Raw genomic sequence first — 20,696 nt, forward strand, 5'->3', positions numbered from 1 at the left:
GGTATTCTCTTGAAAATTCAATGTGTTCCGCCAAGAACCTGAACCAAGAGAGCCATCCGCTATGGGTGAAAGCCTATCTACCTGGACGCCCTCGTGCAACGGCTCCGTCCGTGTCGAGCTGAGCGGCCACCGCACCACCAGTGACAGCGGCGCTCTGCTGCTGCGTGAAGCCCTCGACAACAGCGGTGTGATCGAGGCGCTCGAAGACAATCTGGTCGATCAACGCCACCCGCTACGCATCCGCCACTCGCTGGCCAGCCAGCTGCGAACCCTGGTGCTGCAGCGCGCGATGGGCTGGATCGACCTCAGCGATACCGACACGTTGCGGCGTGATCCCCTCTGGCAGCTGGCCTGCAGCGATGCGCGTGGAATGACGCCACTGGCCCAGGACCGGCCGTCTCAAGCCACGCTGTCGCGGCTGCTGACTTGCCTTGGACGCAACGACAACATCGATGCCGTGCATGAAGGCCTGCTGCGACTGGTAGTCTGGCGCCTGACCTCGCTGAAGAACGGCGAGCGACCCAAGCAGTTGACCCTCGACATCGACGGCCTGCCGATCGAGGTCCACGGTCACCAAGGTGGCTCGGCCTATCATGGCCTTTACGGGGTCCGCATCTACTCGCCGCTGGTCGCCTCGCTGGCCGAAACCGGTGACATGGTGGGCGGCCTACTACGCGAAGGCAACGCCGGCCCGGCCGAGAACGCCGATACCTGGATCCCGCACCTGGTGAAGCGGCTCAACGAAAGCACCGGCGCCCAGGTTCGGGTGCGTATCGACGCCGGGTTCACCGACAACGACACGCTGGAGGCGTTGGAAGATCGCGGCATCGAGTACCTGGGCCGGCTGCGCAGTCACACGGGGCTGCAGACACTGGCGGCGCCGTACCTGAAGCGGCCCCGAGGTCGGCCGCCCGAGCAGCCACGGGAATGGTGTCATGACCTGGAGTACCAGGCCGGCACCTGGCCTGAACCACGGCGCGTGGTACTGGTCGTGCAAGAGCGACCCGATGACCTGCTGTTGCATGCCTTCTTCCTGGTCACCAACCTCAACAAGTTCGACTGGCCGCCGGAGAAGGTCCTGGCACTGTACCGCAAGCGCGGTAGCGCCGAAGCGCACATGGGCGAGGTGAAATCAGCGCTCGACGTACACCTCTCGTCGACGGATCGTGGCGCCTCCACGGTTCAGGACGTGATGGCGCGTAACGAGGTGAGCCTGCTACTCAGCCTCTATGCTTACCAGGTCCTGCATGGTCTGCGTTGCCTGCTGGAGCGGCAGACTCGGCAAGGCTGGAGCCTGAGTCGGATGCGCGAGCAGGTGCTTAAGGTCGCCGCCACACTGAAGCTGCATGCCCGGCGGATCACCCTTCATCTGGGTGCCGCCGCCGATAAGTGGTGGCCGACGTTGCTGAAGGGGCTGCCGAAGCTGACGGCGCTGAGTTGACGCCCGGCGAGACGGCTTCAGGACCTGAAATCGAGCGACCGCTGCAGCGGCCGGCGGTCACGGCTGCTTTGACGGTCGCAATGGATTCCCAAGAGCTATAAGAAACCGGGAAGAAAGCCATGTTCGGGCATTACTCAGCGGCCTCTCGCGTCGGAGAGGCCGATCCTGATGAGCGACGCCGCCAGCCAGCCTCTTCACGCCGCCCAGTCAGCGTCTTCGTGAATAAGGCGGGATAAAATGACTTCGGCTCTTTAAAATCCTGCGGCCTGTGGTACTGGGTCCCGTTCGGGATTCAGGTGCACTACATCCGGCAGGCTGAGTTTCCGGATCTCACCTGACCACCGCTCCGGGTGGCGCTGCTTCGCGGCTTCAAAAACCTCTCGGCGCTGCGTCAGAATGCCTTTGGCCTCGCCGTTGTGACGCTGGCTCGGCGTGACGTAGCGCAGGGCGCTGTGCCGGTGCTCATGGTTGTACCACTCGGTGAATTGCTGGACCCAGTCTTGTGCCTCGGCCAGCGTGGCGAAGCCGTCGGCGGGGAATCCCGGCCGGTACTTCAGTGTCTTGAAGGCCGACTCGGCGAAGGCGTTGATGCTCCTATATCTGTCAAGTCGCGTATTCAGCTACTTTGGGGCCATACCGTAGGAGACGATAAACCTCACGAATGATGTAACGCTTGAGGCACCTGACAATGTCACGTTTCGTCTTGCCTTCTGCGGTCCTTCGCGCAACGTACACCTTAGTTGGCTCGTGGCCTCGCATTCGCACAATCGCCGCGCGATAGATGGCAGCATTGAGCTGTCTGTGTCCACCCCTGTTGATTCTATATCGGCCTGATGTCATGCCTGATGAGGCGGGAATAGGGCTAATGCCGGCCAGCTTTGCCAATGCCGCCTCGGATTTGATCCTTTCAGGATTATCTCCCACAACAATCAGTATTTCTGCTGCCGTGTGAGTGCTGATGCCATACGACTCGACCAGCTGCGGTACGGCTTCTTGGACAAGGTCATAGATCATTTTATTCAATGCACCGGCTTCCTCATCCAGAGAAATCCAGCGCCGAGACAGGGAACGAAGCGTATGTTTAATGCTATCTGTCGTATTCTCCAACAAGCTGGGACGTAGCCTGGAAAATTTGTGTGCAAGCGCCAATGGCGTTTTCGCTTCAGCGCTAGCCCGGACATCGTCTGGTGCATGAACCAGCATGGCCTTCAGGGTCACCATGGCCGCTGTACGGGCTTTGACGGCCGTATCATAAGCCACCTTCAGCTGCCGAACCATTTCAGCAGTGCCATCGGTCACCTTGGGTATAGCGGTTGCCGTTCTGGACAGAACAGCACGGGCGGCATTCTCGGCGTCTAGGGTATCGGATTTTCCATTCAGCCGCCTGAGACGGCGATTGGGGCGACTCACCTCGATGACCAACGTGTCATGCCGGCGAATGAAGGAAGTCAGAGCGGCGCCGTAGGAACCGGTGCCTTCCACACCAAAGGCCAGGATTCGACCAAAAGAGCGTGCCCAGGCCAGCAGCTTTTCAAAGCCGTCACGGTCCGCCGTAACTGAAAGCGTTGATCGTAGGCCAGCGGTTGTATCTACAACGGTAGCAACATGGATATGCTTATGCGTATCCACCCCAACGACGATATGGCCGGAAGGTGCGATATCAGGTAACTGTAAAGCCGTCATGTCAGCCTCTGAGTATGTCGAGTTATGGTCTCCAGAATCGGCCAAGTGGACAGGACTGTCATGAGAGTATATGCCTTCAGGCTCCTATTAAGTCACAGCTTCGCCATACTGGATCAGGTGCCCGGTCCGGAGCTGACAGATCAACGCCAAGGCATGCAACGGCCAATCATTGCAAGAGTCAAGCCACCAAGACCAGGTCTTCCGGATCGATTATGAATCCGACGTATAAAGACTGACAGTCGTTGCTAACCCTTGGCCGGCTGTACGACGGGGTGATGCCCAGATCGTAGAGCTTCTCCAGGAAGGTCGCCGCCTTCATCGGACTGCCGTTATCGGAATGCAAAATCAAGGGTTTATGAGGGTCTGTCAGATGCTCTCGCCAGCAGGCTTTCTGGATCAGTTCGGCGGCCAGTTCGCCGGTTTCCGTTTCGTAGACCTCGTGCCCGACGATCTTGCGGCTGAAGATGTCCATGATCAGGTACAGGTACCACCAAGTACCGCGTGCAGGGCCCGGTAGTGGAGTAAGAAGCAGGGCGTAGTCGAGCTATTTCCCTACTTCTCCTCCCCGAACCGTACGTGCACCTCTCAGCGCATACGGCTCTCCATTCAAGTGTGGCTCAAAGCCATGGCAACATCTCGGTAGCGCGAAGTGACGGTGTTGCGTACCTCTTCCTGTGGCAGATAGGGATTTGCCTCAGGAAGCCGCCATCGGAAGGTCATCTTTCGACTGGTTACCAGACGTCTCAGGCTCGTTACGCAGAAAACACCTCTGCCATTTGGGCCAAAGAATTTCCATGTCTTGGCTTGTTTCTCTGTTGGTCTCAGGAAGTGTTTTCGCATCATGGACTTTATCGATGCGCGATACTTCCTTGATAGCCAGTGGCCAAATCGCCAGAAGACAATGCCATCTATCTTCCTGTAAGTGATCGCGGTGTAGTCGGTATGCTGGTAGAAATTTGCCCATCCCGCCAGTCGGCGATTCAGGCGGTCCACCATGTCAATCCTATTCGCGCTATGATTGCTAGACAATTCTTTCGCCAGTGATGCAGCGAAATTCTTTGCCTTTTCACGGGGGATGGACGTGACCGGGCGCATTGTGCCATTGGGACCGCGTTTACGGACTACTCTATGACCCAGGAAAATGAACCCATCATTCACATGTGTAACATGGGTCTTATCCATATTCAGAGTTAATGAGAGGTCGTCCTTAAGGAACAGTCGGCACTCCTCGCGGATAGCCTCAGCATGAGCCTTGTTTCCTTTAACAACCAAGACGAAATCATCAGCGTAGCGACAGTAAGCTACCGCTGGTCGCCAATGTCGTCTTTCTCGCATGGCGATTGGAAATTCTCGTTGGATGCTAGAGTTCCAGTACCAACGATCTTTGCGAGCCTTCTTGCCAAGATAGCGTTTCTCAAGCCATTGGTCGAATTCATTCAGCATGATATTCGACAGTAATGGTGAAAGCACACCACCTTGCGGAACGCCGTCGTGAGCAGCATGAAACAGCCCTTTGTCGACATGGCCCGCTTTGATGAATTTCCAGAGGAGGTCTAGGAAACGACTGTCACAAATCCGCCTGCGAACGCACCGCATCAGCTTTCGGTGGTGGACAGTATCAAAGTAGCTTGCCAAGTCGCCTTCTATGACCCAGCGGCCCTTTGTTTCTCCACTATCCGTAAGCTGCAATTTCACGGTTCGGATAGCATGGTGCACGCTTCTTTCGGGGCGGAAGCCGTAGGATAAGCGATGGAAGTCGCTTTCCCATATGGGCTCCATTGCCATCAGCATCGCACGTTGTACAATCCTATCTCGCAGTGTTGGTATCCCCAGTGGACGCTTCTTGCCGTTGGCCTTCGGAATATAGATACGACGAGCAGGCTGAGGCTGATAGGTTCCAGCCAGCAGCTCTGAGCGAATATCATCCACATAGTGGCTAATATCCTGCTCTACTACTCGTCGAGTCTCACCGTCTACCCCAGCAGTCTTGGCCCCCTTTGATGCCAGTGTTTTCCACGCAGCATCCAGGAGCCAATCGCGCCCTGCAATCAGCCTCAACAGTCGATCAATCCTACGATTCGGATCTTCTGTTGACCATGTTGCTAGCTTGCTCTGCATTTCCCTGATTATCAAAGGTCTTCACCTCTCTCAGTCAGGTAATTAGTGGAACAAGCCACTTGAACTGCCTCCCTTCGCCATGTGGTGGGCTTTCCCCACCTCGGACTACTACGGAGGCTCCGCCAGCTTGTTGGGCATCGGGGTCGCACTCCCTTACCATCCCATACAAGCCTTCCCTCGTTTACATGCTGGACTCAAGCGTATGGAGGAGGTTGCCGATCGCAATCTTTACCCTTGCATGCTGCAAGTTGGTGTACCCGGTACGGATTAGCTGCGCACTGTCCATACCTCTGTTGGCAACGACTTGGCTATTCGTTGCCCGCAGCAGAAGTGAGCCGTACCTGTACTCACTGCTGGGGTACACACCTCCAATAAGCCGTGTAGGAGGTGGCGACACGTTCAGCCCACAGACGCGGATTAATCGGTTCGTGTTCCTCAACCTTTCCATACTTAGCCTAGAGGTGCATCTTGGCGTAACGGCTTCGCCTCACACCCCGTTTCCCACGGGTTACATCACCCTGCCAGTGCACTGCAGGTCACTGCCGCTTCGGCTCATGCCCTCTCACAGCAGAGGGCAGCCCTTCACTAGGAGCATCCTGCTCGTCATGAAGGTATTCCAGTCATGCTCGTGCCCATTCAGCTACTTCCTGCTGCCTTCAGGGTCGAGGCACACACCAGCTGATATCCCAGCACCAAAGCCGGTTTGGCGCCGTGGCCTGGTGCGTGGTCGGCGGTCGCTTGCGCTGTGGGGCCTGCTGTCGGCCCCGATGGTGTTGCTGGTCATATTCATGAAGCACTCGGTACATCGTCGACTCAGAGGCCAGGTAGCGGCCCTTGTCCGCCTGATCGGCCACGATGAAGGCGGGAGGGCGGCTCCGATACTCCGGGGCGTTGCACAGCGCCACAACAGCCTCTCGTTCCTCGGGCGACAGCTTGTTGGCCGGCTCCGGGCGGTCGGCGTCGGGGCGGCGATCCGCCGTCACTTCGCCTTCCGCAACCCAGCGGTAATAGGTTCGCACATTGATGCCCATCACCTGACAGGCCTTGGCCAGCCGAGCACCGTCACGCTGGGCGTCTTGCACCAGAGTCACGATACGCTGGCGATCCGGGAGGCTGGTCAGTCGTCCTCGTCGTTGGTCGTGCCCCAGATCGCCTCGGCTTTTTTTGACAGGGCCAATAGCGCCGCCGTCTCGGCCAGGGCCTTGTCCTTGCGGTGCAGCTCGCGCTCCAGCTTACGGAGTCGCTTCTGCTCCGCCTTACGCGCCTGTCGAAGCTGCTTGGCCTGCGCTGCCGCATCATCGTTGGCGTTCATGCAGGCATCCCGCCAGGCCTCCACCTGCTCGGGGTAGAGCCCGCGCTCGCGGCAGTAGGCGCTGACTTCCGCCTCGTTCATCGGAGCTGTCTCCAGGACGATCTGGAACTTCTCCTGGCTGGTCCACTGATCGGGTTGGGTGGAACGTGATGGCAAAACCTGTCCTCGTGCTCTGGCCTGTTTCCGCCAATTGTAGAGGGTTGTCGCGGTGATGCCTTCCTGCTCGGCTAATTCCGGGATGGTCATGCTCATGGGCGGTGCCATCTTCTTGAGGATGGCTTCCTTACGCTCTGCTGGGTAACGCATGTTGATCACCTCTCAATCCGTTTGGGTGACAACTACGCTGGCAGATAGGGAACATCAAATGTGAAAAATCAATCTCTCAATGTTGATGGCGCATTTTACACAAATGAAGAGGATTTTAAGATTTGGACTCAGAGGGGAGTTCCACCTGAAGGTTCGATTTTGTTTACTCGTGAAGCTCCAGCGGGAGAAGTTTGTCTCGTGCCTAAAGACTTACCTATTTGCTTGGGGCAGCGAATGATGAATATCATTCCAAATGATAGCAGGGTTACACGCTTCGTCTTTGATTTTTTAACTTCTGATTGCCTTGCCCGCTACATCGATAGTGTGTCGCACGGAAGCACCGTTTCCCACCTTAGGGTTGAGCAGGTCTATGATATCCCAATAGCGGTGCCGCCTTTTGATGAGCAAGAGGCAATTGATAGTAAGGTTTCAGTTCTTAAAAAACATTTTAAAAAATTAATTAACGAAGCTGAGAGTGCGATTAAAGTGTTGGCAGAGCGTCGCTCAGCCCTAATATCCGCCGCCGTGACCGGCAAAATCGACGTGCGGGGCTGGCAGGCCGAAGAACAGGCCGAGCCGGAAGACATGCCCATGGCTGCCGAGCCGCGGGCGACTTACCAATAGGAAAGGCATGATTTCACGGCGTAGCGCCTACGCCTTGCCCCACACGCCCAAGCGCGTAAGCTGAGCCTTATATAGATAGATTCGCAGAGGACGCCATGGCCAGCAGCAGGGAAGCGCAGTTTCAGCAGGACATTATCGCCGCCATGGCCAAGGGCGGCTGGTTGACCGGGGCGGCCAGCGGCTACGACCGTGCAAGCGCGCTCTATACCGAAGACTTGCTGGGCTATGTGCAGGACGCTTGGCCCGAGCGCTGGAAACAGTTCTGCAAGGCAAACCCCCAGGCGCCGGAGCGGGCGTTTATCCAGCGCACCGTGCGGGAGCTTGAAAAGGCCGGCACGCTTGAAGTGTTGCGCCACGGCTTCAAGGTGCCGGGCATCAAGTTTGACCTGTGCAGCTTTCAGCCCGACCACGGCATGAACCCGGAATCCCTTGCCCGCTACCGTGCCAACCGCCTGCGGGTGGTGCCCGAGGTTTCCTATTCGCCCCACGCCAGCGAGAAGGGCGCGGCGAAAAGCTACAACCCGCGGCTGGACCTGGTGCTGTTCGTCAACGGCATTCCCACCGCGACGCTGGAGCTGAAAAGCCAGTTCAAGCAGACGGTGGAAAACGCCAAGCGCCAGTACCGCACGGACCGCCCGCTAAAAGACCCGGTTACCCGCAAGGCCGAGCCGCTTCTCACCTTCAAGCGCGGGGCACTGGTGCATTTCGCCGTCAGCCAGGCCGAGGTGGCGATGACCACCCGGCTGGCGGGCAAGGACACCTTCTTTCTGCCGTTCAACCGCGGCACCGAGGACGACGGCGCGGGCAATCCGCCGCCGGCAAACCCCGGCGACTACGCCACCGCCTACCTCTGGGAAGACGTCTTCGCGCCGGAGGCCTGGCTGAAGGTGCTGGGCCGCTTTCTGCATCTGGAAAAGAAGCCCGTCGAGGACTTTCACGGCCGCCGTTCCACGAAAGAGACGCTGACCTTTCCGCGCTATCACCAGTGGGAAGCGGTCAACAAGTTGGTGCAGGCGACGCTTCAGGAAGGCCCCGGGCAGCGCTACCTGGTGCAGCACAGCGCCGGCTCCGGCAAATCCAACTCCATTGCCTGGGCGGCGCATCAGCTGGCGAGTTTGTATACCGACGGCGGGGCGCGGCTGTTCAACTCGGTGATTGTGGTCACCGACCGCACGGTGCTGGATAGCCAGCTGCAGGACACTATCTACCAGTTCGAGCACGCCCACGGCGTGGTGCGGCCCATCACGCGGGATCTGGGAAGCCAGAGCAAGTCCGAGCAGCTGGCCGACGCCCTTGCCAGCAATACCCGCATCATCATCGTCACCATTCAGACGTTTCCCGCGCTGTTTGATGCCCTGGATAAGCGCCCCGCGCTTGCCGAGGGCAGCTACGCGGTGATCGCCGACGAGGCGCATTCCTCACAAACCGGCAGCTCCGCCACCAAGCTCAAGGCGCTGCTGGCCGCCGCCGGCGAGGATGAAGAGGGCGAGGCGGATGACGTTAGCGCTGAAGCCATGCTCGGTGCCGCCGTGGCCGCCCGCCGCCCCAGCGAGCGCATCAGCTACTACGCCTTTACCGCCACGCCCAAGGCCAAAACCCTTGAGCTGTTCGGCCGCCCGCGAGACCCAAGCCTGCCGGCAAGCGCCGACAACAAGCCCGAGCCGTTTCATCTGTACGCCATGCGCCAGGCCATTGAAGAGGGCTTCATCCTCGACGTGCTGCAAAACTACGTCACCTACAATACCGCCTGGAGGCTCGCCCACCCGGACGGCGACGAGTACGAAGTCGACGCCAAAAAAGCCTCGCGTACGCTGGCCCGCTGGGTGCGGCTGCATCCGTACAACATCGCCCAGCGGGTCGAGGTTATCGTCGAGCACTACCGCGAGAACGTGCGCCACCTGCTCGACGGCCAGGCCAAGGCCATGGTGGTCACCGCCAGCCGTCAGGAGGCGGTGCGTTACCAGCTGGCCATGCGCGAATACGTGCAGGCCCAGGGCTACGCCGACGTTCACCCCATGGTGGCCTTCTCTGGCAGCGTGGCGGAGGACGAGGTGATCCCCGAAGAGGTGACCGAAACCAGCCGGCTGCTCAATCCCGATCTCAACGGCCGCGACCTGGCCCAGGCGTTCGACACCGACGACTACAACGTGATGATCGCCGCCAACAAGTTTCAGACCGGCTTTGACCAGCCAAAGCTCTGCGCGATGTACGTCGACAAAAAGCTCCAAAACGTCGACTGCGTGCAGACGCTGTCGCGGCTTAACCGGCTGTTTCCCGGCAAGGAAACCTTCATCCTCGACTTCTACAACGACGAGGATGACATTCTCGACGCCTTCGCCCCCTACTACCGCAGGGCCGAGCTTGCCGACGTCTCCGACCCCAACGTGGTGTTTGACCTGCAGCGCAGCCTGGACGCCAGCGGCATCTACTACGGGGAAGAAGTGGAACACTTCGCCCACGCCTTTTTTGACCCCAAGGCCCCGGCCTCAAGCCTCAGCTACTACTGCCAGCCGGCCCAGGACCGCTTCAAGCAGCGCTACCGGTTTGCGCTGGAGCAGCTGGAAACCTGGCAGGACGCCCGCGACACCGCCGAGCAAAACGGCGACGACAAGGGCCTAAAGCGCGCCGGAACCTGTCAACCTGATTCGGACAGATCGTTAAAAATTAACGTCGATTTTGCAGCGGTATGGCTCGCCGCCGACAGTGTCGGGAAGTTCACTACGCTGTACGGCGCTGGGTCGTCATCATCGGGCTGCACCGGATTGATCGAGACACTGGCCGGCGGCATCGCCACCGTCGGGCGTCCTTGGCTAAATCGCTCGGGGTGCGCCTCAAAGCGCTCATCCAGGGCACGCTGGCGTACCTGCGCAATGGTTTGATAACGCCCAGTGAAGACCTGTTCTGGCGTGAAGCCGGCCAGCCCGCTGTGATGGTGCTGCAGGTTGTACCAATCGACATAGGCGCTGTACCACTGCCGGGCGTGCGCGATGCTCTCGAATCGTCCCGGGTAGTCCGGCTGGTACTTGCTGGTCTTGAACTGGCTTTCGCTGAAGGGGTTGTCATTACTGACCCGTGGCCGGCTATGGCTGCACGTCACCCCCAACTCTCCCATGAGGTCCAGGTAGCTGTGCGCGATCATCGGCGAACCCCGGTCCTGGTGGAGCGTCAGCGCTCCATGCGGAATGCCGTAGCGGTCGACCGCTTCCTGAAAGAGCTGCTGGGCCAATGCGGCATTCTCCTTGTGAGAGACCATCCAGGCCACGATGAGGCGGCTGTACAGGTCCAGTACGACGTAGAGGTTGAGATAGACACCACGGCGCTGGGTCGGCAATTTGCTCACATCCCACGTCCAGGCCTCGTTGGCGGCGCATGCCGTGATTCGCGGTATGGCATGGTGCTGAGGCGCACGTTGCGGGCGACGGTCACCGCTCTCCTTGGCTTCACGCAGTTGCCGGTACCAGGTGCTGAGCGAGCCGAGATAGATCCCTTGCTGCAGCAGGTCGTGGTAGATCTCATAGACCGGCTGATCCCGGTAGGCCTCACTATGCGCGATCTCGAGCATTTTTGCTCGCTCCTCGGCCGATAGGGCTCTGGGCTGCGGACAATGCCGACGCGACGTAGATGCCTCTGTGGCGGGCTCGTGGCGCCGTTTTCGCCAGGCATACACCGTGCTGCGGTTGATGCCCAGTGCTCGGCAAGCCATGGCCAACGGGAGATGCGCCGGGCGTTCTTCGAGCACCGTGATCATGGTTCGCTCCCATTGTTCATGCGATCGAGCATCGATAACGCTTTTTTTTGGAGCGAGAGGCAGTCTTCGGCGGTCGAGAGCTTCTGCTGAAGACGGGCGTTTTCACGCTCCAGTGCCTCGATACGCTTCTGCTCCGGGGTCTTGCTCGGGGGCGGCCCCGGGGCGGTCTTGTGAAGCTTCTCCACGCCGTTCTCGGCGAGTTCCTTGCGCCATGCGGTCAACTGGCTGCTGTACAGCTTTTCTCGGCGCAACAGTTCTCCGAGCTCGCCATGCCGGCAGGCATCAGCTTCCGCCAGGATGCGCAGCTTGTACTCCGTCGAGAACTGGCGACGTGTGCGCTTCTCCAGCTTGGGATTCGGCGTGACCTGGTGATCGGGCAGCTCGGTTGGCGGTTTAGGCATGATATGGGCTCCTGAACCTCGGGCTCTGAAATCGAGTTTAACTCACTGAGCCGGTGTATGGATTCAGGTTGACACACAGGGGCGCCGAGCAGGAGCTGAAAGAAGCCGGCACCACCCGGGACGAGCTGGATCTCTTTCGCAAGAACCTGCAAAGCTTTGTGCGCACCTACGAGTTTTTAAGCCAGATCGTCACCTTTGACGATGAAGAGCTCGAGCAGCTGTGCGTGTTCGCCCGCCATCTGCATCCGCTGCTGCGCACCGACCGCCTGCTGGAAGACGACAGCATCGACGTCAGCGAGCTGTCACTCACCCACTACCGCATGACCAAACGCGAAGAAAAGCGCCTACAGCTCGAAGTCGCCGAAGGCGACCCGCTAAAGCCGGTCAGCGACGTCGGCTCCGGCAAACCCCACGACCCGGAAAAGCAGCGCCTGGACGAAATCATCGAGCGGATGAACGACCTCTACGGCGCCGAAGTCAGCGACGACGACAAGATCCACTTCGCCACCGGCATCGCCGACCGCATCTCACGCGACGAAGCGGTGATGGCCCAGGTCAACAACCACACCCCGGAGCAGGTGATGCACGGCCTGCTACCGACAAGAGTGCAGGAAGCCGTGATGGACGCGATGAAAGACCAGGAAACCCTCACCATGCCGCTGCTGGAAAACGAAGAAACCGGGCGGCAGTTTGCGATGCTGGTGCTTAAGATGTTGGTGGGAAGTGATGTGCAGCGTCAAGCGTAACTTGTGGGGAGTTCAAGTGGTTGCGAGTGTATTAGCGCAGCCGCTTTTTCGGTAGTTTCATGTGGGTGGCGTTATTATTGGTGCTATACTGCCAAGCGGAAATTGAGTTTTAAGAGTTTCAATGACTTAATGAGAAAATGGTGAGCTAGATAATATTATTAAACGCGCCTACGTGTTCAAATGGAATATCGAGCGTGCAGTCTAATAGCTGTTAGGTAGAGGGAAAGGCTTAATGCAAGATCTTGCGTTGCTGACTGATGACCAGCTTTTGCGGCTCTACGCCTCTGTTCTACGCGTGTTAAAGAATCGAGGCGTGACTCGAAGTACAAATAACCCAGTGGCGGATTACGCCGAGAAACTCGTCGCTGAGGGGCTAAATCTCGATCTGGTGACGAAATCTAATGCTGGCTTTGACGCTTTGGACTCGGCCTCCGGTGCGCGTTATGAGGTGAAGGCTCGACGGCTAACGCCTGAGAATGGCTCGACTCAACTCAGCGCAATTCGTAATCTTGATAGCGCACCATTCGATTTCTTGGTGGGCGTGATATTCAACGAGGATTTCTCGCTCGCTTATGCGGCTATGCTTCCACTCAGAGCCGTAGAAGAGCTAGCTGTAGGGTCCCGGATGATCACATCGCCTATAGGAGTTATCCTCTGCTAGCCGCCAGAAAGCTTCTTCAGCAATTCATCCGGGAGCAGGTTCATGGACATCAAGCTGCATAAGCAGGCTACTACGACACCGAAGATCCGTGCCGACATCCAGGCAGCGCGCTCCAGCATCACAGATAGCGAGCTGGCCCGGCAGTTTGGCGTCACTACCGCCACTATCCGGCGTTGGCGGTATCGCGACGATGTCTATGACCGCTCCCATACGCGTCACAATCTGTTGGCCACGCTCACGCCCGAACAAGAGGAAGTGCTGATCGCCGCTCGCGAATTCCTCCGCCTTGGCTTGGATGACTTGCTCGTTGTGGCACGTGAATTCCTGAACCCTCGACTGTCTCGCTCAGGCTTGCATCGCATGCTCAAGCGCCGAGAAGTGCCGACACTGGCAGAGCTGGCTCGTCAGGACGCGGGCGATGACGAGAAACCACGGCATAAGCCCTTCAGGGACTACGAGCCTGGCTACGTGCATATCGACATCAAGCACCTCCCCCAGATGTCCGACGAGGATCAGAAGCGCTACCTGTATGTCGCCATCGACCGTGCCACGCGCTGGGTCTATCTGGAAATCAGGCGCAGTCAGTCCGCGAAGGATGCCAAGGCGTTCATGAAGAGAGTGGAGGAGAAGGCTCCCTTCATGATCCAGACGGTGCTGACCGACAACGGCAAGTCGTTCACCGACCGCTTTACACGGGCGGGAGAGCGCACGCCCAGCGGTCGACATCCCTTCGACCAAGAATGCCAAGCCCATGGCATTGAGCACCGCCTGATTAAACCTGGTCGACCGCAGACGAACGGCATGGTCGAGCGGTTTAACGGCCGCATCAGCGACGTGCTGAAGACTCGGCGCTATACCTCAAGCGAGGACCTGGAGCAGACGCTCAAACGCTACGCTTGGCTGTACAATCACCATATTCCGCAGAAGGCGCTTCATCATCAGTCGCCGATTGTTGCGATGAAAGAATGGCAGGACAAGCGGCCTGAGATATTTACCAAATTCGTGGTTAATCACACGGGACCCTACAGCTAGCTACTTATGTCGAGCACACCAACTCATACAAATTGATGCTTCGCAAATCGGTTTTAACTCATCCTGGCGTCGAAGATGTTACGGCGGCTATTTCAACCTAACGAGGCGCTGCAGTTGACCGCCCAAAGCGCTGCCGCGCTTTGGGTTCCCTCCGCGCTTCGCGCTCCGGCGGCAACTGAGCTTCGGCGTTATAGAACAGTGACTTAAGTTCTTAAGCAGACTAGAACGAGCTTTTGTTGATCGGGCTGGATCGGTTCGCATCGGCTTGCTAACCAGGAAACAGCAGAAAAAGGCCATTACTGAAGGCTTTGTCAACACCGACTTGTCGGTTGTTCGGCTTTCCATGGTTGGCCCTAAGGGCTGACGAATCCCCACGAATATGTTGCTACTCGCCGCATAGGCTCTGCTCCCTGACTTCCTCGCGAAGTCGTGCTCGGAGGGTTGTCCAAGCAGGCCAAGGCACGGCGTCGGGTTGATGACGACGAAGACATTCCAAGCCCAGGCGCCACACGGAAAGCACGCTCCGGTGCCGGATACTGTTGCTCTGATAGCGCCGCTGTTGCCCCCGGGCTCGGACATCCAGGCCGGCCACCATCATGGCCACGTTCGCCAACATGGCGATCAGCAGCAGGACCTCGATGCGCTTGCCCTGGCGAGACTGATGCATGCCGAAGCCCAGCCCGAACAAGGGACTTTTGACATCGCGGAACCCTTCCTCAATCTGCATGCGCTGTCGGTAGATCGTTACCACTTTATTCGCCAGCGTTGAGCGGTCCGGCAGATTGCTGACCAGCACCCAGGGCTCCTGCTGACGCCGGGCGATCGTCCGGCTGCCGCCGTCCCGAGAGATCCGGCCTTGTTGATTGCGATGCTTACGTCCCCGTGGCGGTCGATAATAGAGCACCATCTGAGCGCGGAACGGATGGTTTTCGGCGATCCGGACGGAGCCCCACGCCTGCGGTTCCGATGTCGCGTGTTGAAACAGGGTCTTCACGGGTTGCCATGCTTCGCCTGACGCCTGGTAACGGGCGGGCTGACGGACCCGTCCAACGATATACCAGCCGCGCGCTTCAACGGCCCGAAACCACGGGTTACGAAAGCCGGCATCGGTCACCAGGATCGGCGTGGCCTTGTCGGGCAGGATCCTTGCCAGCGCATCCAGCAGATAGGCTTCACAGTATGGGCATCCTTCCTTGTGATGAACCTTCTCGAAGATGGGCAGCGATCGCCCGGCGAAGGGCACCGCCGCACGCAGCAGGAAATGCCTGCCGCGGTCATCAATCGGCGACCAGTCCACCAGAATCAGTGGGCGCGTTGTATGGCCGATCAGCAGCGAGGCCATGAGCCAATAGAACAGCGGTCGTTCCTGATGAAGGTGAGGGTTGCCTAATAGTCGATCGACTCGTTTGATGGCGTGCTTGGCATCCGTCGAGCTCGGCAACGCACGGCCAATGGCCGTTAATCCCAGACGTCGCTCGCCCAGCAGAGCGCCAACGGTATCGAGGACGGTCTGTAGCCGCTTGGCATGGATCACGGAGAGTGAAGACGTCAGCAAGTTATGCAAGAATCGAGGGGCCTGCATGGGTCTCCTTCGCATGTTGTTGTGTGTCGTAACTCACAACATGCATGACTCATGCAGGCTTTTTCAATCCTATCATGCTGATTTTATTACCCATTTCATGGGGATTCCTCAGTACTTAACCCGCGTTTGCAACCGTTGGACGGGATTTATCACCAGGAGTTTGTCGGAATGGCGCATAGCGATATTCCGCTCTCTGAGCTTGAGGCAGCTCGCCGCAAACTACTTTCACGGCTAGGGGGCGTTAACAATTAGGCCAGCCATATGGCGGCTGACACGAGGCAGAGGAGTGACTGGTAGTTTCTTGCCAGTCGCTCATAGCGTGTAGATAACCGCCGGAACTTCTTGATTTTCTGAAAGAACCTCTCCACCAGATTGCGATCTTGGTAACAGTGCCAGTCTACTTCAATGCGCGCCAAACGATTCTTTTTCGGAGGAATCACCGGCTCGGCACCTGCGGCCTGAATCATGTCCCGCAGAGCAGTGGAGTCATACCCCTTGTCGCCCAGCACCGCTTGCGGGGAAAAACCTTCCAGTAGAGCGGGAGCAGCACCATACTCCGACGCCTGGCCCGGTGTGAGAACCAATCGTACTGGGTTACCTAACGCATCGACTGCGGCATGAATTTTGGTGCTCAATCCGCCTCGAGATTTGCCCATGGCTTCGACGTCTTGCGTGTTTTTTTTGACGCTCCATGCTGGTGCACCCTGACGATGCTACCGTCGATCATCAGCTGCTCTAGATCGGGATCGTCGGCTACTGTGTCAAAAATACGCTGCCAAACGCCCTTTCGTGACCAACGGTTATACCGCATGTAGACGGTGTGCCAGCGCCCAAAAGATTCGGGAAGATCACGCCACGGGGCGCCGGTCCGAGCGATCCAGAGCACGGCTTCCACGAACAGGCGATTGTCCTTGGCAGTTACCCCACAGTCTGAGGCTTTGCCGGGGAGCAGGTGCTCGATTCGCTCCCACTGATCATCGCGTAACTTCAACCGACTCATGGCCCACCAAAATCTATGAATACTAAATCAGTTTAAACGAAACTAATGATTGTTAACACACCCTAGGGCAACTGATCACAGACGAAGACGTGCGCTTTCTTCTGTCGTTCAAGCGGGGAGTTCCCGAATGGCAGCGGCTATCGCTTTCTGGCGTTGACCGGCTGCCGGCCGTGAGGTGGAAGTTGGCCAACATGCGAAGATGCCACCGGAGAAGCACCGGCAATCCTTGGAGCACCTACAGCAAGCACTTGATGGTCTTCGACAGTAATGCGGGAAAATGCGCAGCTAAACACCTCTACCCACTCCCACCCACCGGCGTTTCCCGAAAAATATCGTTAAAAAACGCTTTGCCGGCGTCGGCGAGTACCAGGTGGCCGCGGGCGTTGTAGTAGGCGATGTTGCGGTCGACGAGGGCGACCTTGGCGGCTTCGGGTAGCGGACGCTCGATGTGGCAGGCGACGCGTGCAGCGCGTCCTGCGGCCGCTGCTGTACGGCTCAGGGTGGCGCGAGTATTCTGGAAGCCTGATTTCAACGGAGGCCAGGTGTTATGCGATCTGTCGTACTTCTTGACGGCGGTCTTGGGCAGGAGGTGTACCGGCGCGCACGTGATGTGAGCTCACCGCTTTGGTCGGTGGCGGTCATGCAAACCCAGCCCGAGATCGTGACGGCCGTGCACGCGGATTTTATCCGTGCCGGGGCCAAAACCCTGACGCTGAATACGTATTCCGCGACGCCGACGCGCCTGCGTCATCAGGGCATGGAAGAGCAGCTGGCCCGCGTGCATCAGCAGGCCTTTGAGGCGCTTCACCGTGCCATCGACGAAACCGCAGCCGACGTCGACGTGGCCGGGTGTCTGCCGCCCTTGGCCGCCAGCTATCGTGGTCGGCCGGCGCGTTCTTTCGAGGATCTGCAGGCGGAGTACGCCCAGCTGGTCGAGCTACAGGCGGCGGCGGACGTGTTTCTGATCGAAACCATGACCAACACTCTTGAGGCTCGCGCCGCCTGCGATGCCGCCCACCGGTTGGGCAAACCGTACGCCGTCGCGTTTCGGCTGGAGGCGGACGGCCGGCTGAAATCCGGCGAAACCCTCGACGAGGCCGCTGCGGCCGTTGCCTTTTATCGGCCGACGGCGATTTTGCTGAACTGCTGCGACCCTCAATGGATAGCCGACTCCATGCCGGCGCTGGTCGAGCGGTGCGCAGTCGCCGGTGGCTATGCCAACGCCTTCAAGTCCGTGGATGCGCTGATAAAAGACGGATTGGTGGATGCGCTGGAGGCGCGGGAAGACCTTTCTCCCGATGCCTATCATGCGTATATAAAGCAGTGGCTGGGCAGCGGGGCGACGGTGATTGGCGGCTGTTGCGACATCACGCCGGCGCATATCGCGCATACCGCGGCGCGGCTCGCGGAGGAATATGAGATCGTGCCGTTTTCCCGTCTCGGTGTGGGCACAGGCGCCGGGGCTTCGTCGTAAAAGCCTTCCGGTTCTTGCGGATCACGCGAGCGCGCTTTTAAGCCCCGCCGATACCAGAATAAAAAGAACGAAACCGCTAACGAAAGCCAGCGGCGAAAGGTGGGTATCGGTATCGCTTTCATGGGCTTCGGCGACCATGTCCTCGATAGCGGCGACCGTCAGCAGGCATATAGAGCATCCATGCTGCCGTTTGCCACCCTGGCAACCTCACATTCAGGTATTGAGCACCACGCCCCCGTTAAGGTGCAGGGTTTGCCCGGTCATGTAGGACGACTCTTCGCTGGCCAGATAGACGTAGGCCGGGCCTATCTCGCTTGGCTGGCCGGCGCGGTCCATGGGCACCTGGCCGCCGAAGCCCTCGACCTTCTCGGCATCGAAGCTGGCGGGTATCAGCGGCGTCCATACCGGCCCGGGCGCTACCGCATTGACGCGGATGCCTTTGTCGACCAGCGAGATCGCCAGCGAGCGCACCAGCCCTTGAATGGCGCCCTTGGTGGCGGAGTAGTCGATCAGGGTATCGTTGCCCTTGAAGGCGTTGATCGAAGAGGTGGCGATGATGGTGTCACCTTCCCGCATATGGGGCAGGGCAGCCTTGCTCATGTAAAAGTGGCTGAAGATGTTGGTCTGGAAGGTGCGCAGGAGCTGATCATCGGGGATCTGGGTGACGTCGTCCCAGTCGTACTGTTCCGCCGCATTATTGACCAGGATATTGACCCTGCCAAAGGTTTCGAGGGTTTGGTCAATCGCTTCCCGGCAGAACGCCGCCTCGCCGACGTCGCCCTGGAGCAGCAGGCAGCGCCGCCCCTCGGCCTCGACCAGCTTTTGGGTCGCCTCGGCATCGCGGGTTTCGTCCAGGTAGACAAGCACACAGTCGGCGTCTTCGCGGGCGAAATGCAGCGCAACCGCACGGCCGATACCGCTATCGCCCCCGGTAATCACGGCCACTTTGTCGCTAAGTTTGTCGCTTCCCCGGTAGCTCTCGCGAATGTACTCGGGCTCCGGGTGCATTTTGTGCTCGGCACCCGGCTGATGCGCCTGCTGCTGCGGGGGTTGTTGATGCTCTGCCATGGGCAAGCCCTCCTTCTTTGCACCTTCATTAACAGGGCCTGTCGCCGCAGGTAAGGCGACAGGTAAAAGGGCAGCGCTGTTGGTTGCGCTGCTCTGCTTGCCGCTATGAGCGCTTTTTGGCGTCTACGGGCTTGAGGGGGTCCCAGTTCTTGCGCGTAGCAAGAAACTCCGGGCGTGGCTTGTTACCGCAATACGGGTCGTGAAGCGTGTTTTTTACGCTGTTGTAGACAAAGAAGAGATTGCTTCTCGGCCAGCAGGACATGTTGATATTCGAGCCGTGGAGCGTGTTGCACTCGAACATGACCAGCGAGCCCGAGGCGCCCTTGGGTGCTTCGATGTCGTTTTCCATCATCAGCTTTTTCAGGCTGGCGGCATCCGGCACGCCGATTTCCTGACTCTTCAGCGACTCCTTGTAGTTATTCTCCGGCGTACGCCCCACGCAGGGAATAAAGTACTTGTGCGAGCCGGGGATCAGCATCAGCGGGCCGTTGAACTCGCCGTTGTCGGTGAGAATGATCGAGCAGCTCAGGGAGCGCATGCGCGGCATGCCGTCTTCGCTGTGCCAGGTCTCGAAGTCGGAGTGCCAGTCAAAGCCCTTGCCCTTAAAGCCCGGCTTGTAGTTGATGCGCGACTGGTGGATATAGACATCGCTGCCGAGGATCTGCTGGACCATGGCCAAAAGGCGGGGGTCGCGGGTCAGGCGGCTGAAGCGCTTGGAGACTTCGTGGATACCGAAGATGGAACGGATTTCCTCTTTCCCCGGCTCAAGAATAGTCCCCTCCGAGAGCTTCAGGTCGTCGTCATCCTCGTACTCGCGCAACTCCTGGATAAAGGCCTGCATCTCTTCTTCGTCAAAGAAATTCTCGAACGAGAGAAAGCCCTTTTCGTCGAATTCGTCCAGCTCCTTTTGGCTCAGTGGCCCGTCAGCGCGCTGTTTATCGTCGCTGTGGACGACGGGGTCAATGCGCTCGAACATGCCGAGCTTGCGTTCCAAACGGGTCGGAAAAAGATCCTGCGTATCTCGCATAGTGACTTCCTCCTAGTTTGTCTGAGTGACTAAAATTAGTGTAAAAACCACGATTTTATCAACTGCCTTGCTGGCAACCTGCGAAGGTTGCATATTTCTTGCATGGTTTTCTGATGCATGGTGCTCTGGTGAGCCATACCCACATCGTGGCCGAAGGAGGCGCCACGATGCTTGAGTAGATTGGCTTTTGACTACTTGCGATAGGCGGCATAAGTTCAGAGGTAGCCACACCCTTGAACAGCAGAGGAGGGAGCAGCATGCCGGCAAAATCAAAGGCTCAGCAAATGGCGGCTGGTGCCGCGCTGGCGGCCCGGCGCGGCGAGCAGAAAGTCAGCGAGCTCGACGGAGCCGCAAGGTCGATGTACGACTCCATGAGCGATGAGGAGCTGGAAAAGATGGCTGCCACCCAGCGTCGGGGCAAGCCTCGGCACAATCAGCAGTCGGACTGATCGGAGCCGGCGGGCTAATTCAGG

General features: G+C 58.7%; 19 protein-coding genes and 2 pseudogenes. 8 read left to right on the plus strand and 13 right to left on the minus strand.

Going from position 1 to position 20,696, the window contains the following annotated elements; all coding sequences use genetic code 11:
* Positions 1–61: 61 nt before the first annotated feature.
* Positions 62–1,441, plus strand: coding sequence for an IS1380 family transposase (locus tag ACZ46Y_RS04245; RefSeq protein WP_376717491.1), 1,380 nt, complete (start codon positions 62–64; stop codon positions 1,439–1,441).
* Positions 1,442–1,692: 251 nt separating this feature from the next.
* Here ACZ46Y_RS04245 and ACZ46Y_RS04250 read toward each other — a convergent pair whose 3' ends face one another.
* The 6 genes and pseudogenes from ACZ46Y_RS04250 to ACZ46Y_RS04275 form a co-directional block, all read right to left on the minus strand.
* Entirely contained in the window at positions 1,693–2,061 is a 369-nt protein-coding gene (locus ACZ46Y_RS04250; RefSeq protein WP_464380088.1) for an integrase core domain-containing protein, read from the minus strand.
* Positions 2,045–3,124: an IS110 family RNA-guided transposase gene (locus ACZ46Y_RS04255; protein ID WP_464380074.1), complete on the minus strand. Its 1,080-nt coding sequence runs from the start codon at positions 3,122–3,124 to the stop codon at positions 2,045–2,047. The genes ACZ46Y_RS04250 and ACZ46Y_RS04255 overlap by 17 nt, the downstream gene beginning before the upstream one ends.
* A gap of 238 nt (positions 3,125–3,362) precedes the next feature.
* Positions 3,363–3,650, minus strand: a pseudogene (locus ACZ46Y_RS04260) (transposase); the annotation flags it as partial.
* A gap of 80 nt (positions 3,651–3,730) precedes the next feature.
* Positions 3,731–5,182 (minus strand): group II intron reverse transcriptase/maturase, encoded by a 1,452-nt coding sequence (ltrA, locus tag ACZ46Y_RS04265; RefSeq protein WP_464380065.1) that lies wholly within the window; start codon positions 5,180–5,182, stop codon positions 3,731–3,733.
* 716 nt (positions 5,183–5,898) lie between these two features.
* Positions 5,899–6,333, minus strand: a complete 435-nt coding sequence (locus ACZ46Y_RS04270) for a transposase family protein (protein ID WP_464380075.1) — start codon at positions 6,331–6,333, stop codon at positions 5,899–5,901.
* A gap of 26 nt (positions 6,334–6,359) precedes the next feature.
* On the minus strand, positions 6,360–6,860 hold the full coding sequence (locus ACZ46Y_RS04275) for a transposase (protein ID WP_040242112.1): 501 nt from the start codon (positions 6,858–6,860) through the stop codon (positions 6,360–6,362).
* A 60-nt stretch (positions 6,861–6,920) separates the two neighbouring features.
* On the opposite strand from ACZ46Y_RS04275, the gene ACZ46Y_RS04280 reads away from it, so the two are divergent.
* On the plus strand, positions 6,921–7,484 hold the full coding sequence (locus ACZ46Y_RS04280) for a restriction endonuclease subunit S (protein WP_311957744.1): 564 nt from the start codon (positions 6,921–6,923) through the stop codon (positions 7,482–7,484).
* A gap of 95 nt (positions 7,485–7,579) precedes the next feature.
* A complete protein-coding gene (locus tag ACZ46Y_RS04285; protein ID WP_464380076.1) occupies positions 7,580–10,363 on the plus strand; it encodes a type I restriction endonuclease subunit R in 2,784 nt (927 codons plus the stop codon).
* 74 nt (positions 10,364–10,437) lie between these two features.
* Here the strand turns inward: ACZ46Y_RS04285 and ACZ46Y_RS04290 are convergent.
* Together ACZ46Y_RS04290 and ACZ46Y_RS04295 are read right to left on the minus strand one after the other, a co-directional pair.
* A pseudogene (locus ACZ46Y_RS04290) lies at positions 10,438–11,232 on the minus strand (IS3 family transposase); the annotation flags it as partial.
* Positions 11,229–11,633 (minus strand): transposase, encoded by a 405-nt coding sequence (locus tag ACZ46Y_RS04295; RefSeq protein ID WP_464380057.1) that lies wholly within the window; start codon positions 11,631–11,633, stop codon positions 11,229–11,231. The pseudogene ACZ46Y_RS04290 and the gene ACZ46Y_RS04295, both read right to left, overlap by 4 nt.
* A gap of 68 nt (positions 11,634–11,701) precedes the next feature.
* On the opposite strand from ACZ46Y_RS04295, the gene ACZ46Y_RS04300 reads away from it, so the two are divergent.
* From ACZ46Y_RS04300 to ACZ46Y_RS04310, 3 genes are all read left to right on the plus strand, one after another.
* A complete protein-coding gene (locus tag ACZ46Y_RS04300; RefSeq protein WP_311957759.1) occupies positions 11,702–12,379 on the plus strand; it encodes a hypothetical protein in 678 nt (225 codons plus the stop codon).
* Positions 12,380–12,611: 232 nt separating this feature from the next.
* A complete protein-coding gene (locus tag ACZ46Y_RS04305) occupies positions 12,612–13,040 on the plus strand; it encodes a hypothetical protein (protein WP_311957757.1) in 429 nt (142 codons plus the stop codon).
* A 42-nt stretch (positions 13,041–13,082) separates the two neighbouring features.
* On the plus strand, positions 13,083–14,072 hold the full coding sequence (locus tag ACZ46Y_RS04310) for an IS481 family transposase (RefSeq protein ID WP_311950111.1): 990 nt from the start codon (positions 13,083–13,085) through the stop codon (positions 14,070–14,072).
* Between the two features lie 385 nt (positions 14,073–14,457).
* Here the strand turns inward: ACZ46Y_RS04310 and ACZ46Y_RS04315 are convergent, their stop codons facing one another.
* The 3 genes from ACZ46Y_RS04315 to ACZ46Y_RS04325 form a co-directional block, all read right to left on the minus strand.
* Positions 14,458–15,654, minus strand: a complete 1,197-nt coding sequence (locus ACZ46Y_RS04315; RefSeq protein WP_464380077.1) for an IS4 family transposase — start codon at positions 15,652–15,654, stop codon at positions 14,458–14,460.
* Between the two features lie 248 nt (positions 15,655–15,902).
* Positions 15,903–16,654 (minus strand): IS5 family transposase gene (locus ACZ46Y_RS04320; protein ID WP_407650535.1). Its coding sequence is split into 2 segments (ribosomal slippage): positions 15,903–16,319 and positions 16,322–16,654, totalling 750 coding nucleotides; the frame shifts between segments, so codons are not numbered across the junction.
* A gap of 295 nt (positions 16,655–16,949) precedes the next feature.
* Positions 16,950–17,186, minus strand: coding sequence for a hypothetical protein (locus tag ACZ46Y_RS04325; protein ID WP_311957325.1), 237 nt, complete (start codon positions 17,184–17,186; stop codon positions 16,950–16,952).
* Positions 17,187–17,201: 15 nt separating this feature from the next.
* Between ACZ46Y_RS04325 and ACZ46Y_RS04330 the strand changes: the two genes are divergently transcribed.
* Positions 17,202–18,128 (plus strand): homocysteine S-methyltransferase family protein, encoded by a 927-nt coding sequence (locus ACZ46Y_RS04330; RefSeq protein WP_311957327.1) that lies wholly within the window; start codon positions 17,202–17,204, stop codon positions 18,126–18,128.
* Between the two features lie 213 nt (positions 18,129–18,341).
* Here the strand turns inward: ACZ46Y_RS04330 and ACZ46Y_RS04335 are convergent, their stop codons facing one another.
* Positions 18,342–19,196 carry an SDR family oxidoreductase gene (locus ACZ46Y_RS04335; protein WP_311957329.1) on the minus strand — a complete coding sequence of 285 codons (855 nt, stop codon included), beginning with the start codon at positions 19,194–19,196 and terminating at the stop codon, positions 18,342–18,344.
* A gap of 103 nt (positions 19,197–19,299) precedes the next feature.
* Positions 19,300–20,223 carry an ectoine hydroxylase gene (thpD, locus tag ACZ46Y_RS04340; RefSeq protein WP_311957331.1) on the minus strand — a complete coding sequence of 308 codons (924 nt, stop codon included), beginning with the start codon at positions 20,221–20,223 and terminating at the stop codon, positions 19,300–19,302.
* A 257-nt stretch (positions 20,224–20,480) separates the two neighbouring features.
* On the opposite strand from thpD, the gene ACZ46Y_RS04345 reads away from it, so the two are divergent.
* Positions 20,481–20,672, plus strand: a complete 192-nt coding sequence (locus ACZ46Y_RS04345; RefSeq protein WP_311957333.1) for a DUF3008 family protein — start codon at positions 20,481–20,483, stop codon at positions 20,670–20,672.
* Positions 20,673–20,696: the final 24 nt, after the last annotated feature.

This window comes from Halomonas garicola, assembly GCF_055382465.1.